This window comes from Stenotrophomonas sp. STEN147, from assembly GCF_056757995.1.
Genome location: NZ_JBRRCG010000020.1, coordinates 52,318 through 67,691, shown reverse-complemented (window position 1 = coordinate 67,691; position 15,374 = coordinate 52,318). Strand labels below are relative to the sequence as shown.

Annotated in this window: 12 protein-coding genes; 6 read left to right on the top strand and 6 right to left on the bottom strand. The window is 68.9% G+C overall.

Annotation, left to right across the window (positions count from 1 at the left end; genetic code table 11):
• Positions 1–118: 118 nt before the first annotated feature.
• A complete protein-coding gene (locus ACVOKU_RS16540; RefSeq protein WP_481560411.1) occupies positions 119–853 on the bottom strand; it encodes an SIMPL domain-containing protein in 735 nt (244 codons plus the stop codon).
• A 129-nt stretch (positions 854–982) separates the two neighbouring features.
• Between ACVOKU_RS16540 and ACVOKU_RS16535 the strand changes: the two genes are divergently transcribed.
• Genes ACVOKU_RS16535 through tldD form a run of 4 tightly spaced genes read left to right on the top strand, consistent with a single transcriptional unit; the run spans position 983 to position 8,462 of the window.
• Positions 983–1,591: a Maf family nucleotide pyrophosphatase gene (locus ACVOKU_RS16535; RefSeq protein ID WP_053516777.1), complete on the top strand. Its 609-nt coding sequence runs from the start codon at positions 983–985 to the stop codon at positions 1,589–1,591.
• A complete protein-coding gene (rng, locus tag ACVOKU_RS16530) occupies positions 1,584–3,071 on the top strand; it encodes a ribonuclease G (RefSeq protein ID WP_481560410.1) in 1,488 nt (495 codons plus the stop codon). The genes ACVOKU_RS16535 and rng overlap by 8 nt, the downstream gene beginning before the upstream one ends.
• A 30-nt stretch (positions 3,072–3,101) precedes the next feature.
• A complete protein-coding gene (locus tag ACVOKU_RS16525) occupies positions 3,102–6,956 on the top strand; it encodes a YhdP family protein (RefSeq protein ID WP_481560409.1) in 3,855 nt (1,284 codons plus the stop codon).
• 60 nt (positions 6,957–7,016) lie between these two features.
• A complete protein-coding gene (tldD, locus tag ACVOKU_RS16520; protein ID WP_481560408.1) occupies positions 7,017–8,462 on the top strand; it encodes a metalloprotease TldD in 1,446 nt (481 codons plus the stop codon).
• Positions 8,463–8,503: 41 nt separating this feature from the next.
• Here tldD and yjgA read toward each other — a convergent pair whose 3' ends face one another.
• On the bottom strand, positions 8,504–9,094 hold the full coding sequence (gene yjgA / locus ACVOKU_RS16515; RefSeq protein WP_065181832.1) for a ribosome biogenesis factor YjgA: 591 nt from the start codon (positions 9,092–9,094) through the stop codon (positions 8,504–8,506).
• Between the two features lie 67 nt (positions 9,095–9,161).
• Between yjgA and pmbA the strand changes: the two genes are divergently transcribed.
• Both pmbA and ACVOKU_RS16505 read left to right on the top strand, forming a co-directional pair.
• Positions 9,162–10,529 (top strand): metalloprotease PmbA, encoded by a 1,368-nt coding sequence (gene pmbA, locus ACVOKU_RS16510; protein WP_481560407.1) that lies wholly within the window; start codon positions 9,162–9,164, stop codon positions 10,527–10,529.
• Positions 10,530–10,616: 87 nt separating this feature from the next.
• Positions 10,617–10,991 carry a DUF4870 domain-containing protein gene (locus ACVOKU_RS16505; RefSeq protein ID WP_053516791.1) on the top strand — a complete coding sequence of 125 codons (375 nt, stop codon included), beginning with the start codon at positions 10,617–10,619 and terminating at the stop codon, positions 10,989–10,991.
• Positions 10,992–11,053: 62 nt separating this feature from the next.
• Here ACVOKU_RS16505 and ACVOKU_RS16500 read toward each other — a convergent pair whose 3' ends face one another.
• From ACVOKU_RS16500 to ACVOKU_RS16485, 4 genes are all read right to left on the bottom strand, one after another.
• Entirely contained in the window at positions 11,054–11,932 is an 879-nt protein-coding gene (locus ACVOKU_RS16500) for a polyprenyl synthetase family protein (protein WP_481560406.1), read from the bottom strand.
• Positions 11,922–12,182 (bottom strand): exodeoxyribonuclease VII small subunit, encoded by a 261-nt coding sequence (locus tag ACVOKU_RS16495; protein WP_065174877.1) that lies wholly within the window; start codon positions 12,180–12,182, stop codon positions 11,922–11,924. Before ACVOKU_RS16495 ends, ACVOKU_RS16500 begins: the two co-directional genes overlap by 11 nt.
• Positions 12,183–12,218: 36 nt before the next feature.
• Entirely contained in the window at positions 12,219–13,505 is a 1,287-nt protein-coding gene (gene tilS / locus ACVOKU_RS16490; RefSeq protein WP_481560405.1) for a tRNA lysidine(34) synthetase TilS, read from the bottom strand.
• A 101-nt stretch (positions 13,506–13,606) separates the two neighbouring features.
• Positions 13,607–15,313 carry an alkaline phosphatase gene (locus ACVOKU_RS16485; protein WP_481560404.1) on the bottom strand — a complete coding sequence of 569 codons (1,707 nt, stop codon included), beginning with the start codon at positions 15,311–15,313 and terminating at the stop codon, positions 13,607–13,609.
• Between the last annotated feature and the right edge of the window lie 61 nt (positions 15,314–15,374).

Here is a 15,374-nt window from a genome sequence, read left to right as displayed (position 1 = left end):
GCCTTTATTCTCCTCCCGGGGGCGGGTCACGTTCCGGGTGTATTGCCCGCGGGCCCGGGGGGCTCCTTTTGGGGGCGGGGGGTGGTCGGGGGTCCTGCCCCCCCGCCGTGCCGGGTCGTCAGCGACCCAGCTCGAACACCACGTCCAGGTTGACCGAAACGGTGGATTCGCCCGGTGCGACCGGCGTGGCCTTGTCCATGGCGGCCGAGGCCATCTGTGCCCGCATCATCGGCACCGGGCGGAAGCCGCCGTTGCTGTTTTCAGAGATGCTGACGATGCGGCGCACCTGCAGGCCCAGCGACTTGGCGTAGGTCTGGGCGCGGGCCTGTGCCTTCTTCAGCGCGGCCAGGCGGGCTTCGTCATAGACCGGTTCCGGCTGGTCGATCTCGAAGCTGGGGCCGTTGATCTGGTTGGCGCCCTGGGCGGCCAGCGCATCGAGCACCTGGCCCAGCTTGGCGATGTCGCGGACCTTCAGGCTGACGGTGTTGCTGGCCTGGTAGCCGGTGATCTTCGGCGCTTCGTTGTCGGCATAGCGGTACTGCGGGTTGAGGCTGACGCCGCTGGTCTGCACATCGCGCTCTGCGATGCCGGCCGCCTTGATCGCGGCCAGCACCTTGTCCATCTGCTGCGCATTCTGGCGCATGGCGCTGTTGCCGTCGGCGGCCTGGGTGACCACGCCGGCCGACAGGGTGGCCACATCCGGCACACGGGTCGCTTCGGCGTTGGCCGAAATGTTCAGCAGGGTGCCCTCGGCCGGGGCGGCGATCGGCGGCGGCGGGGCGGCATGGGCGGACATCGAGGCTCCAAGGGCGAGGGACAGGGCAAGCAGCAGCGGGGAGGCGGTCAGGCGCATGGGATCTCCTTGTTGTGGCGTGAGGGTGGTGTCGTAGCGATGAACGCGCTGTGAGTCCGTTCGGGGTTGAAGGCACGCGGGAGCAGGTTGCCGACGATTCAGGCGGCGGCCTCAGGTTATGCTGTGCCGATGCTCTATCTTGCTTCCCGCTCCCCCCGACGCAACCAGCTGCTGGCCCGACTCGGACGCCCCTTCCAGGCGCTTGACCTGGAGGTTGTCGAGCAGCGCGCGCCCAGTGAAAGCGCCGAACAGTACGTCTGCCGGGTTGCGGCCGACAAGGCGCGCGCCGGGTTGGCCCGGGTGCTGGCCGATGACCCGGACGCACGGGTGCTGGGCTCGGATACCGAGGTCGTGCTTGATGGCGAGGTGTTCGGCAAGCCGGTCGATGCCGCCGATGCCCGGGCAATGCTGGCGCGCCTGGCCGGACGCACGCACCAGGTGATGACGGCCGTGGTGGTGGTCGGCGCGGCCGGGCTGGACAGCGAACTGGTGGTGTCCGAGGTCACGTTCGCTGCGATCGGCACCGCCGACATCGCCGCCTATGTGGCCACCGGTGAGCCGCTGGACAAGGCCGGGGCCTACGCCATCCAGGGTGGGGCCGAGCGCTGGATCGAACACCTGTCCGGCAGCTACTCCGGTGTGATGGGGCTTCCGCTGCTGCACACCGATCGTCTGCTGGCGCGCTGCGGCGTGCCGGCTCCCATTGCCAACGCCGCCAGGGAGGCTGCAGATGTCTGAGGAAATCCTGGTCAATGTGACCCCACGCGAGACCCGGGTCGCGGTGATCGAGAATGGCATGCTGCAGGAACTGCACATCGAGCGCGGCTGGCGCCGGGGTGTGGTCGGCAATATCTACAAGGGCAAGGTGCAGCGGGTGATGCCGGGCATGCAGGCCGCCTTCGTCGAGGTCGGCCTTGAGCGCGCTGCGTTCCTGCATGCCAACGACGTGGTGCGGCCGGCGCCGGTGGCCAGTGCCGACACCGAGAACACCACGCTGCCACCACCGGCCAGCGTCCCGATCGTCGAGCTGCTGCGCGACGGCCAGGACATCGTGGTGCAGGTGGTGAAGGATCCCATCGGTACCAAGGGCGCGCGGCTGACCACGCAGATCAGCATCCCGTCGCGCTACATGGTGCTGCTGCCGCAATCGAAAGTGGTGGGCGTGTCCGCGCGCATCGAGGACGAGGCCGAGCGCGCGCGTCTGAAGGCGCTGGTGACCGAGTTGTCGGCACAGCACGGCGGCTACGGCTACATCGTGCGCACCAACGCCGAAGGGCAGCCGGCCGAAGCCATCGCCGAGGACATCGCCTATCTGTCGCGGGTCTGGAACGTGGTGGAGCGCCGCGGCCGCGACGCCACCCCCTGCAGCGTGATCTATGAAGACCTGAGCCTGCCGCTGCGTTCGGTGCGCGACCTGATCCGCAAGGACGTGGACAAGGTGAAGGTCGATTCCAAGGAAACGTTCGCGCAGCTGCAGGCTTTCGTGGCCAAGTACATGCCGGTGCTGGCCGAGAAGCTGGAGCTGTACTCCGGCGATCGCCCGATCTTCGACATGTTCGGCGTGGAGGACGAGATCGGCCGCGCGCTGGACAAACAGGTGCCGCTGAAGTCCGGTGGCTACCTGGTGATCGACCAGACCGAAGCGATGACCACCATCGACGTCAACACCGGGTCGTTCCTCGGCCAGCGCAACCTGGAGGAGACGGTGTTCCGCACCAACCTGGAGGCGGCGCAGGCCGTGGCCAGGCAGCTGCGCCTGCGCAATCTCGGCGGCATCATCATCATCGACTTCATCGACATGGACAATGCCGAGCACCGCCGCCAGGTGCTGCGGACCCTGGAAAAGGCGCTGGCGCGGGACCATGCCAAGACCACGGTCTACGACTTCTCGCCGCTGGGCCTGGTGGAGATGACCCGCAAGCGCACGGTCGAAAGCCTGGAGCGCCAGCTGTCGGAGACCTGCCCGCAGTGCAGCGGTCGCGGCACCATCAAGACCACCGAAACGGTCACCTACGAGATCTTCCGCGAGATCACCCGCGCGGTGCGCCAGTTCGATGCCGCGCGCCTGCTGGTGATCGCGTCGACCAAGGTGGTGGCGCGCATCACCGATGAGGAATCCGCGGCGGTGGCCGAGCTGGAAGAGTTCCTCGGCAAGAGCATCCGTTTCCAGGCGGATGAGCAGTACCTGCAGGAGCAGTTCGATGTTGTGCTGCTCTGATCCACGCCGGGCGAAGGTCGGCGGCGGCCGATGAGCGCGCCGCCGCGCCTGCGACTGCGAAGGATCCGCCGTCATCTCATTGCTGCCTGTGCGGTGGCCCTGGTCGGGTTGGCGCTGCTGGTGGGCACCTTCAGCCAACTGCTGCCGCTGGCCGAGCGACACCCCGACAGGATCGCCGCCTGGTTGAGCGAGCGCGCAGGCCAGCCGGTCCGTTTCGACCAGCTGGACACGGCGTGGACCCGTCGTGGCCCGCTGCTGCAGCTGAAGGGCCTGCGCATCGGCGCCGGGCAGGGCCTGGCGGTCGGCGAGGCTGAAATCCTAGTGTCGATGTACAGCGGCCTGCTGCCGGGCCGTTCGTTGACCGAGCTGCGTCTGCGCGGCCTGGCCCTGGATCTGCAGCAGAGCCAGGACGGTCGCTGGTCGGTGCGTGGCCTGCCGCAGCCCAGCAGCGGGGGTGACCCGCTGGAGGCACTGCGCCGGCTGGGCGAGCTGCAGGTGATCGGCGGCCGGCTGGGCGTGCAGGCCCCGGCACTCGGCATCGACACCGTATTGCCGCGCGTCGATCTGCGCCTGCGCGTCAACGGCGACCGCCTGCGGGTAGGCGTGCGGGCCTGGGCCCAGACCGACGCACTGCCGCTGACCGCCGTGCTGGATGTGGACCGTGTGCGTGGCGACGGCGAGGCATGGCTGGGCGCCGATCCCATCGATTTCCGCGCCTGGTCGCCGTTGCTGGCGGCCGGGGGCGTGCGCCTGCGTGAAGGACGCGGCGAACTCAATGTGTGGCTGACCCTGCGCGATTTCGTCCCCGTGGCGCTGACCACCAATTCGGATCTGCGGGATCTGCGCATCGACGGTGCACCGATGCCGGGGCTGGCAGTGCCGCGGCTGCAGTTGCAGCGCATGCAGGCGCTGCTGCGCTGGCAGCGGCAGGCGGACGGATGGGCGATGCAGGTACCGCGCCTGCGGCTGGTGGACGACACCGGCGCGCAGCAGCTTGATGGACTGCACCTGCAGGTCGGCACGCAACTGGGCATCCGCAGCGGGGCGGTGCAGGCCGGCACCGCGCTGCGTGCGCTGGCGCTGAGTGACCGCCTGGACCCTGGCCTGCGGCGTTGGCTGTTCCTGTCAAAGCCGCAGCTGGATCTGCGGGAACTGCAGCTGGCCGGCACGCGCAACGGTCCGCTGTGGGCCCAGGGCGAGCTGCAGTCGCTGGGTTTTGCCAGCGTCGGTGACGCACCTGGCCTGCGTGGGCTGGGCGGCCATTTCGAGGGCGACGCCGATGGCTTCCGCCTGCAGCTGCAGCCGCAACGCGAGCTTCAGTTCGATTGGCCGACCGGCTTCGGTGTGCGCCACGACCTGCACCTGGCAGGCCAGGTGGTGGGGTGGCGCGACGAAGGCGGCGGCTGGCGCATCGGCACGGCCGCCCTGCGCGTGGAAGGCACGGATTACGCAGCCGATCTGCGCGGCGGTGTCTGGTTCCAGGGCAATGGCACGCGTCCGTGGCTGCAGCTGGCGGCCAAGCTGGACGATGTACCGATGACGGCCGCCAAGCGCTTCTGGATCCATTCCAGGATGAGCAAGGGAGCCACCGACTGGCTGGACATGGCGCTGGCCGGCGGCCAGGTGCGTGATGGTATCGGCCTGGTCACCGGTGACCTCGACGACTGGCCCTTCGACAACAACGACGGGCGGTTCGAGGCCACCGGCCATATCACCCGCGGCGACATCCGCTTCCAGCGCGACTGGCCGCTGATGAGCCAGGTTGACGCCGACATCGCCTTCATCGGTCCTGGCTTCCACATGCAGGGGCGTGGTGACCTGGCAGGCGTGCCGGTGCAGCACTTCGAGGCCGGCATCAAGGATTTCGGCCAGCAGCCGCTGTACGTGCGTGCCGATACCCGCAGCGAAGCCGGAAAGCTGCTGGCGCTGCTGCGGCAGAGCCCGTTGCACCAGGAATACGGCGAGACGCTGGACAACCTGACCGCCGCCGGGCCGGCGCAGGTGACCTTCGACCTGCTGCAGCCGCTGCATGCCGACGAAGGGGGAGGTCACCTGCAGGGCACGGTCGATCTGGCCGGCGTGAAGCTGGTGGAGAAGCGCTTCGCGCTGGAATTCGACAACATGCGTGGGTTGGCCCGCTACGGCAACGGGGGGTTTGCCGCCGAGCAACTGGCGGTGCGCCATCTGGGCCAGGACGGCCAACTGAGCCTGCGCGCGGGTGGGTTCGTGCGTGACCCGAAGCTGGCGTTCGAGTCGGAGCTTTCGGCGCGCCTTGATGCAGGCGTGCTGATTGACCGCGCGCCGGAAATGGCCTGGCTCAAGCCCTACATCACCGGTACCTCGCCCTGGACCATCGCCGTCAACCTGCCGAAGGTCGCGCCAGGTGCGCCCGCTCCTCCCAGCGAACTGCGCCTGCGCTCGGATCTGGCAGGCACGCGCCTGGATCTTCCCGCCCCGCTGGACAAGCCCGCCGACGAGCCACTGGCCACCACCGTGACTGCGCAGCTGCCGATGGGGGATGGCCGCATCGACGTGGCGTTTGGCCAGCGCCTGGCCCTGGCCGCGCGCAGCCATAACAATCAGACCGGCGTGCAGGTGACCCTCGGCAGCGGCCAGGTCGACCGCGAGCCGCCTTCCAGCGGGCTGGCGGTCAACGGTCACAGCCCGACCCTGGACGCGTTGGAGTGGATCGGCCTGGCCCGCGGCGGAGACGGCGACGGCGATCCGATGCCGTTGCGGGCGATCGACGTGCAGGTCGGCCGCTTGATGCTGATCGGAGGGGTCTTCGAGCAGACCCGCCTGCAACTGCGCCCGGGCGCGCAGGCGCTGGATGTGCGCCTGGACGGCCCTTCCCTTGCTGGCCGCTTGAGCGTGCCGAATGCCGAGGGCGGCACCATCAGCGGCCAGCTCGACCGGGTGTACTGGCAGTCACTGCCGGCCGCACCCGATGCGCCAGCGGCACCGCCCCGGGTGCAGGCCGGCGCCAACGACATGGATCCGGCCAAACTGCCGCCGTTCGCGCTGGACATCGCCGACCTGAAGTTCGGCAAGGTGGCGCTCGGCCAGGCCGTGCTGCGTACCCGCCCGCGGGGCAACGGCCTGGAGGTGCAGACCCTGCGCTTCCGCGCGCCCGACCAGGAGATCGACATCACCGGCCGCTGGCTGGGCAGCAGCAGCGGCGCCCGCACCGAGCTGAACGCGCAGGTGCGCAGCGAGGATCTCGGCGCGCTGATGCAGAATCTCGACTACGGTGGCCAGCTGCGTGGCGGCGCCGGCCAGGCGCAGCTGCAGGCGTCGTGGAATGGCGGGCCGTCGGACTTCCAGCTGGGCAATCTGCAGGGCCAGCTGGATATCCATGCGCGCAACGGTCAGCTGCTGGAACTGGACCCCGGTGCCGGTCGCGTGCTGGGTCTGCTCAGCGTGGCCCAGCTGCCGCGGCGGCTGATGTTCGACTTCCGTGATTTCTTCTCCAAGGGCTTCGCGTTCAACCAGATCGAGGGCAGCCTGCAGTTCGGCCAGGGCGTGGCCCGCACCGAAAAGGTGCTGATCGAAGGGCCCGCGGCGAACATCACCATCCGCGGCCAGGCCGACCTGCGCCAGCAGCAGTTCGACCAGACCATCGACGTCAATCCGCGTGCCGGCAATCTGCTGACCGTGGTCGGCGCAGTGGCCGGTGGCCCGGTCGGGGCGGCGCTGGGGGCGGCGACCAATGCGGTGCTGTCCAAGCCGCTGGGTGAGATCGGCGCCCGTACCTACAAGGTGACCGGTCCCTGGAAGGAGCCGAAGGTGGAGGTGATCGAACGCAGCCGCGAACGGACCCCGCCGGCTCCCGCACCTGCGCCGACCCTTCCACCGGCCGTGACCGACCTGCCGCGGTCGCGCTGAGCGCGGCCTCCCATTCCCCGGGGCTTGCCTGAGTGCCCCTGCATCCCCAGATCGAGACCCATGACTGATATCGCCCTGACCCTTGCCCAAGACCGCCTGCTACGCCCCGGCGGCCTGGATACCGCTGGACTGGAGCGCACCTTCGGCCAGCTGCTCGGCCCCGGTGTCGATTTCGGCGACCTCTATTTCCAGCATGCCCGGCGTGAGAGCTGGAGCGTGGAAGACGGCATCGTCAAGGACGGTGCCCATTCCATCGAGCAGGGGGTCGGCGTGCGTGCCATTGCCGGCGAGAAAACCGGCTTTGCCTATTCCGATGACATCCATGCCGATGCGCTGCTGGCGGCGGCGCAGTCGGCGCGCGCGATTTCGCGCGAGGGCGGTGCCCAGGCGGGCCGCTCGCTGCTGCGCGGCACTGCACGCGCGCTGTATCCGGCACTGGATCCGATCGATGGGCTCGGCAACGAGGCCAAGGTTGAAGTGCTCAAGCGCCTGGATGGCTATCTGCGTGCCGCCGACCCGCGGGTGAAGCAGGTGATGGTCAGCCTGTCCGGTGGCGTTGACACCGTGCTCATCGCGCGCAGCGACGGCGTGCTGGGTGCCGACGTCCGTCCCCTGGTGCGCTTGAACGTGCAGGTGATCGTCGAGCAGAACGGTCGCCGCGAGTCCGGCTATGCCGGCGGTGGTGGCCGTTATGGCTACGAAGACCTGTTCGCCGATGGCCGGCCGGAAGCGTTCGCCCGCGAGGCGCTGCGCCAGGCGCTGGTGAACCTGGACGCGGTGCCGGCGCCGGCCGGTGTGATGCCGGTGGTGCTCGGCCCGGGCTGGCCTGGCGTGCTGCTGCATGAAGCGGTCGGCCATGGGCTGGAGGGCGACTTCAACCGCAAGGGCACCAGCGTCTACGCCGGTCGCATCGGCGAACGCGTGGCGGCCCCGGGGGTGACCATCGTCGATGACGGCACCCTGGACGGCCGTCGCGGCTCGCTGAACGTCGATGATGAAGGCCATCCGACCCAGTGCACGACCTTGATCGAGGACGGCATCCTGGTCGGCTACATGCAGGACAGCCTCAATGCACGGCTGATGGGCATGGCACCGACCGGCAACGCGCGCCGCGAGTCGTTCGCGCACCTGACCATGCCGCGGATGACCAATACCTACATGCGCGCCGGCCAGCACGATCCGCAGGAGATGATCCGCTCGGTGAAGAAGGGGCTGTACGCGGTCAACTTCGGCGGTGGCCAGGTGGACATCACCAGTGGCAAGTATGTGTTCTCGGCCACCGAGGCCTATCTGATCGAGGATGGCCGCATCACCACGCCGGTGAAGGGCGCAACCCTGATCGGCAATGGCCCGGAAACCATGCAGAAGGTGCGCATGGTCGGCAACGACCTGGCCCTGGACGAGGGCGTAGGCATCTGCGGCAAGGACGGGCAGAGCGTGCCGGTGGGTGTCGGCCAGCCCTCGCTGCTGATCGAGGGCCTGACCGTCGGCGGCACCCAGGCCTGACCATGGCAAGGGCCACGGCCAGCGCCCCGGCCGGCGGGGACTCAGTCCTCGTCGGTCGCGTCGTCCAGATCGGCGCCGGTGTCGTCGTCGGTGGCGACCTTCAGGCCAAGCGCGGCCGGCAGCATCAGCCCGCGCAGCACCTGGTAGATCTCGCGGTAGGCGCGCGGCGGCTTGTTCTTCGCCTTCTCGGCCTGGGCGTTGCGCACCAGCGTGCGCAGCTGCTGGCGATCCGCCTGCGGATACTCGTCCAGCAGCGCGGCCAGCGCCTTGTCGCCGTCGTCCAGCAGGCGCTCGCGCCAGTCTTCCACGCGGTGCATCATCGCCACTTCGCGGCGCGAGGTTTCGCTGTTGGCGTCCAGCGCATCGCGGATCGCCTCCAGGGTTTCGTCTTCCTCGCGGCGCATGTGCTTGGCCAGGAACGCCAGCTGCCGCTTGTGGGCGATGTGGGCCGTGATGCGCTTGCACTCGGCGATGTGCGGCAGCAGATCCTCCGGAATCGGCAGGCGGGCCAGCTGGGCCGGGGTCAGCGACACCAGCTTCTCACCCAGGGCCAGGACTTCCAGGGCTTCGCCGCGTTTCTGCTTGCGGCTCTTGTCAAGGAATTCACCGGTTTCTTCGTCGCGTCCGCGCATCGTCCACACCTGCTTTCAAAAAAGTCGCCCGGCGTGATGCCGGGCCCAACCTGTACAGGATAAAGCATTGAACGTGATCGCCCCTGAAGTGGTTGTCGGCGACGACAGCCCGGCCCGCCTGGAACGGCTGGCCGACCTTTCCCAGCAGCTGCTCGAGCGTGCCCGTGCGCTGGGGGCCAGCCAGGCCGAGGTCAGCTGCAGCGAGGACCGCGGCCTGGAGGTCAATGTGCGCCTGGGCGAAGTGGAAACCGTGCAGTCCACCCGCGACCGCGGCATCGCCGTGACCGTGTACTTCGGCCAGCGCAAGGGCAGCGCCAGCACCGGCGACCTGAACGAGGCCAGCCTGTCGGCCACCGTGGAGCAGGCCTGCGCGATCGCCCGCCACACCGAGGATGACCCGGCTGCGGGACTGGCCGATGCCGCCCTGATGGCCAAGGCGTTTCCCGAGCTGGACGGCTGGCATCCCTGGGCCCTGCAGGCCGATGAAGCGGTGGACCTGGCGCTGGCCTGCGAGGCCGCCGGGCGCGAGGCCGACGCGCAGATCCGCAACTCCGATGGCGCGGCGGTGTCCAGCTCGCAGAGCCTGTCGGTGTACGCCAATTCGCACGGTTTCATTGGCCGTGAGCGCGGCACCCACCATTCGATCGGTTGTGCGCTGATTGCCGGCCAGGGCGATGGCATGCAGCGCGACGGCTGGTACACCAGTGCGCTGGCCAGGCAGGACCTGGAAGATCCGGCCCAGGTCGGCCGCCAGGCCGCCGCGCGTACCGTCGCCCGCCTGCAACCGCGCTCGCTGGCTACGGGCAGCATGCCGGTGCTGTTCGCCCCGGAAGTGGCGCGCAGTCTGGTGGGCCATCTGCTGTCGGCCGTGTCCGGTGGCGCGCTTTACCGCCAGGCCAGCTTCCTGCTGGACAGCGCCGGGCAGCGACTGTTCCCGGACTGGATGCAGATCGACGAGCTGCCGCACCTGCGCCGCGGCCTGCGCTCGGCCGCCTTCGACGGCGATGGCGTGGCGACCCGCGCGTCGGCACTGGTCCGCGATGGCGTGCTGCAGCGCTACGTACTGGGCAGCTACTCGGCCCGCAAGCTGGGCCTGCAGACCACTGCCAATGCCGGCGGCGTGCACAACCTGCAGCTGGCGGCCAACGCCGGGTCGCTGGAAGACATCGCCCGGCAGATGGGCAGCGGCCTGCTGGTGACCGAGCTGATGGGGCAGGGGGTCAATGGCGTGACCGGTGACTACTCGCGGGGGGCCGGTGGCTTCCGTGTCGAGAACGGGGAGATCCAGTACCCGGTGGACGGCGTCACCATTGCCGGCAACCTGCGCGAGATGTTCATGGCGATCGAAGCGGTGGGCAGCGATGTCGATCCGCGCTCGCACATCCGGACAGGTTCGATCCTGGTGGGGCGGATGACCATCGCCGGTAATGATTGATGGCGTCGATGGCGTAAGCTATGGCCGCCTGACGCAACCGGCCTGATGCCGGTGGGTCAAGACCACCCAATGAAAAGGAGTTTTGTCGTGAGTGAATTCGATAACGTCCCACCGCCGCCGCCGGTCACCGCCGATGTCCCGGCAGACCAGCGCACCATGGCCCTGGCCGCGCACCTGCTGGGCATCTTCACCGGTTTCATCGGCGCGCTGATCATCTGGCTGATCAACAAGGACGACGCCGGCAAGTCCTTCGTCACCGACCAGGCCAAGGAAGCGCTGAACTTCCAGATCACCGTGGCCATCGCGATGGTGGTCTGCATCATCCTGACCATCGTGGTCATCGGCGCGATCCTGATGCCGATCGTCGGACTGGTCAGCCTGGTGTTCTGCATCATTGCCGCGGTCAAGGCCAACAACGGCGAAGCCTATCGCTACCCGTTCGCATTGCGCCTGATCAAGTAAGACCGGCTGCATGCGGAAATGAAAACGCCCGGTATTGCCGGGCGTTTTCGTTGCGCACCGCGTCAGTGATCGCGCTCCACCGCAAGCCTGGCCAGCGCCCGCAGCGCATCGGCTTCTTCGTGGTAGCCCGCCAGCGCGGCCTGCATGCGGGCCGCCAGTTCGCGCAGCTGCGCCTTCGCTCCCTCCATGCCGAGCAGGGCGGGGAAGGTACTCTTGTCCTGCGCCTGGTCCTTGCCTGCCGTCTTGCCCAGCTGCTCGGAGCTGGCTTCGACGTCGAGGATGTCATCGCGGACCTGGAACGCAAGGCCGAGTGCATCGGCGAATGCGTCCAGCTGCACCCGCTGCGGCTCCGGCGCATCGCCGCACAATGCGCCCATCCGCACCGCAGCACGGATCAGCGCGCCGGTCTTGAGCGCATGCATCCGGGTCAGCGCGGCCAGCGACTGCTGCTGCCCGGTGGCATCGATATCCAGTGCCTGGCCGCCGCACATGCCGGCGGCGCCGGAGGCGTGCGCCAGCGCCTGCAGGCAGGCCACGCGCAGTGTTGCCGGCAGGGGGGCATCGGCCAGCAGGCTGAAGGCGCGGGTCTGCAGGGCGTCGCCGGCCAGGATCGCGGTGGCTTCGTCGAAGGCGATGTGGGTGGTGGGTTTGCCACGGCGCAGCGCATCGTCGTCCATTGCCGGCAGGTCGTCGTGCACCAGCGAATAGGCATGGATCAGTTCCACTGCCATCGCGGCCGCGTCGAGCCTTTCCGGTTGAGCGCCGAACAACTGGCCAGTGGCATAGACCAGCAGCGGACGCATGCGCTTGCCACCGCCGAGGACGGAGTGGCGCATGGCCTGGTGCAGCCGCTGCGGTGCATCGGCCGGCGAGGGCAGGGCTGCATCGAGCTGGCTTTCGATCCGGTCGCGCCAGCGCGCGAACGCCGCCTCAGCCGTCATGGCTGGGCGGATCGAAGGGTTCTGCCGTATCGGGCTGTGCCGGATCGCTGAGCAGCCGGACGCGCAGTTCGGCCTGCTCCAGCGCCTGCTGGCACTGGCGGTACAGGCCCACGCCACGTTCGTAAGCACTGAGCGACGCTTCCAGGCTCAGCTCGCCGGTTTCCATCTGCTCCACCAGCTGCTCCAGCGATTCGAGCGACTGCTCGAACTGGGCAACAGGGGAGGCGTTTTCGGGGGACTTCTTGGCCATGCGGCAAGTGTGGACGGCACGCGCGCAGGGGTCAATTCACCAGCCACCCGGCTGCCACCGCAGCTGGGCGCCGTGAGCGTGCAGCCAGGCCTGCAGCGGTGCGGCGATCACCACATCGGCGGCGGCCAGCAGGTTGCCGTCAGCAAACAGCAGCGGCAGCTGCGCGCGTCGCCAGGGGGCCAGATGTTCACGCTGCAGGCAGTCCTTCAAGGCATGTGCGTGGCTGCGTCCCGGCAGCACGATGCGCTCGCCGCCACGTCGTGCACGCACCTGCATCGGCTGCTGGAACATCGCGGCGCCCAGCAGGCGCAGCTGGCCGCCATCAGGCAAGGCCAGAGGCGCCCGGCCGTCCCACTCCTGCTGCCAGTCCAGCGGCAGGGCAGGCAGCTCGGCCGGTAGCAGATAGGCATGCTCGCGCCATTGCTGGATGACGTGATCCTGCCAGCGCACCCGCGCCTGCCGGTCGCACGCGGAGGGCAGCATTTCCTCGAGCATCTGCTGCAGCACCCGCCCCGGAAGCGGGGCCGCGCCATGGCTGGCCACCCAGGTGCGCAGGACGCGTGCGGCGCGTTCCGGCGATACCTGCCGCAGCAGCTGCAAGGACAGCACGCGCGGGGCTGCTTCCAGGTGTGCGAGCAGTTCAGTGTCCTCCTCCTGCAGAAGGCCGCGGGTGCGTGCGCAATGATCGGCACTGCCGGCCAGGGCCGCTGCGGCGTGCGGCCAGCGCTGGCGCAGCAGCGGCAGGACCTGCAGGCGCAGGAAATTGCGGTCGGCGTACGCGTCGTCGTTGCTGGGGTCTTCGATCCAGTGCAGATCGTGGGCCCGCGCATAGTCATGCAGAGCGTCGCGCGGGACCTGCAGCAGCGGCCGCCACAGCCGGTGGCCGGCGAGCATGCTGTTCCCGCTCATTGCCGCCAGGCCATCGACACCGGAACCGCGCAACGCGCGCAGCAGGAAAGTTTCAGCCTGATCGTCCTGATGCTGGGCCAGGGCCAGCGTCTCTCCGTCGCGCAGAGAGGCGACGAAAGCAGCGCGACGCGCCTGCCGGGCGGCACCCTCCAGGCCCAGACCGGTGCCGGTCTCGACCTGCACGCGCTGTACGACCAGTTCGATGCCCAGGGCCGCGCACTGCTGCTGGCAATGGTGGACCCAGGCATCGGCGTCGGGCTGCAGCCCGTGATGTACGTGTACGGCGCGCAGTCCCACGCCGGCCGCCTGCGTGCAGCGCCGCAGCCAGTGCAGGAGGACGGTCGAATCCAGTCCGCCGCTGTAGCCGACCAGCAGCGGTGCATCGAGGGAAACCAGGGCGGGGAAGGCAGTCACGGGTGAAGTGTAGGGTGATCGGCGGGGGCGCGCCGCGCCTTCGATTCCCGGGCGGGATGCAGCCGGGCATGGCCCGGCTGCACACTGCGTCCGCCGTGCCGTTACTTTCCGTCGGCGCTGCGTTCGAAGGCCTTGGGCGCCGGCAGCTGCACCGGTACGCCCTTGTCGTCGCAGGTGCCCGCCTGGCACAGGCGATCGCGCAGCGCCGGCGTTGCCTGCACGATCATGTGATAGATCGTGTTCTGCTCCAGCGTGCCGCGGATCGCCTTGCTGCCGGGACCGCGCGCCCAGATGCCGACGTCCTCGCCACCATGCGATTCGGACTTCATCGGCACCAGCGCTTCCTGCATGTAGTCCGGATGCTCGGTGTCGACATCATGCAGGTCCGGACGCCCCTTGGCCGGCTCGAAGCTGCTCGGGTTGTGCGGGTAGCGCTTGCTGCCCGCCGGCTGCTGGTTGGTGCTGCCGGTGTGGCCCGGTCCATTGGCGTAGCTCAAGGTGGTGTAGGGCTGGCCGTTGCCGTCCAGCGCGTAGTCCAGCTTGCCGGCGCCGTCCTCACCGCCCTTGTCCTTCACCTTGCCCAGGATCGGGTTGCCGCGTGCGGGGTAGCCGACGAAGTTCAGGGTGTGCGAGTGGTCGGCGGTGACGATGATCAGCGTGTCGTCGGCCGACGTCATTTCCGACGCCACCCGTACCGCATCGGACATCGCCACGGTTTCGGTCAGAGCGCGATAGGCATTGCCGCTGTGGTTGGCATGGTCGATGCGGGCGCCTTCGATCATCAGCACGTAACCTTCCTGATGGCGCGACAGGTTGGTGATCGCAGCAGCGGTCAGCTCGGCCAGGCTCGGCTCACCGGCCGGATCCTGTGGGCACTCGTATTCGTAGCGCATGTGGTCCGGCTCGAACAGGCCGAGGATGGCCGGCGCATTCGCGGCGGCGGCCAGCTGCCTGCTGTTCCACACGTAGGCACCCTGCGGATGCGCCTGCTGCCATTCCTGTACCAGGCTGCGGCCATCCAGGCGCTGGCCGACCTTGTCGTCGTATTCCGGATCGCGCTCTTCCACGGTGGTGAATTCACCGCGACCACCGCCGAGCGCGACCAGCGGGCCGCGGCCATAGCGCGAGGTGGACAGCAGCTGCTGGGCGATGTCCTTGCAGCCGGCGGCCTTGGCCGCTTCGGTCAGATCGGTGTCGTTCTCCCAGTTGCGCTCCGGCGAATGCGCGTAGGTGGCCGCCGGGGTGGCGTGGGTCAGGCGCGCGGTGGACACGATGCCGGTCGCCAGGCCGGCGCTGTCGGCCAGCTGCAGCCACGTGAGCAGGCCCTTGGACAGGCTGTCGGCACAATCGGTGCGGGCGCCTGCGCTGACACCGATCGCGCCCATGTGGGTCTTCACGCCGGTGGTGATGGCGGTCATGGTGCCCGCCGAATCAGGGGTCTGCGAGTCGGTGTTGTAGGTCTTGCTGAACGCGGTGGCGGGGAAGCGTTCCCAGGACAGCAGATTCTCTTCGCCCGATCCGCCCTTCTTCTGGCCTTCGTAGATGCGCGCGGCGGCCACGGTGGTCAGGCTCATGCCGTCGCCGAGGAACAGGATGACATTCCGGGCCTTGCCGGCCATCGCGCCGTTGGCGGCGGCCTGGGCGGCGCCGCTGCGGTACCACCATTGCGGCGTCTCGCCGGCCGGGTGTGCAACCGGCTCGACGGCGACCTTCAGGCCTGCCGGCGCGGAGGCGGGGGTGGTGCTGGCGCAGGCGCCGAGCAGCAGGGTGGTGGCACACGTGGCCAACAGGGAGACGGAACGGCGCATGGACGCTGGGATCTCACAAACTGTAACGGGACGTTCATTATGCCCGCCCTCGCAAGGCACG

What these genes read in the sequence shown, in the direction of transcription:
- ACVOKU_RS16485 (WP_481560404.1), bottom strand. Translation starts at nt 15,313, where the DNA reads ATGCGCCGTTCCGTCTCCCTGTTGGCCACGTGTGCCACCACCCTGCTG.
- tldD (WP_481560408.1), top strand. Translation starts at nt 7,017, where the DNA reads ATGACTGATATCGCCCTGACCCTTGCCCAAGACCGCCTGCTACGCCCC.
- rng (WP_481560410.1), top strand. Translation starts at nt 1,584, where the DNA reads ATGTCTGAGGAAATCCTGGTCAATGTGACCCCACGCGAGACCCGGGTC.
- yjgA (WP_065181832.1), bottom strand. Translation starts at nt 9,094, where the DNA reads ATGCGCGGACGCGACGAAGAAACCGGTGAATTCCTTGACAAGAGCCGC.
- ACVOKU_RS16525 (WP_481560409.1), top strand. Translation starts at nt 3,102, where the DNA reads ATGAGCGCGCCGCCGCGCCTGCGACTGCGAAGGATCCGCCGTCATCTC.
- ACVOKU_RS16495 (WP_065174877.1), bottom strand. Translation starts at nt 12,182, where the DNA reads ATGGCCAAGAAGTCCCCCGAAAACGCCTCCCCTGTTGCCCAGTTCGAG.
- ACVOKU_RS16540 (WP_481560411.1), bottom strand. Translation starts at nt 853, where the DNA reads ATGCGCCTGACCGCCTCCCCGCTGCTGCTTGCCCTGTCCCTCGCCCTT.
- ACVOKU_RS16500 (WP_481560406.1), bottom strand. Translation starts at nt 11,932, where the DNA reads ATGACGGCTGAGGCGGCGTTCGCGCGCTGGCGCGACCGGATCGAAAGC.
- ACVOKU_RS16535 (WP_053516777.1), top strand. Translation starts at nt 983, where the DNA reads ATGCTCTATCTTGCTTCCCGCTCCCCCCGACGCAACCAGCTGCTGGCC.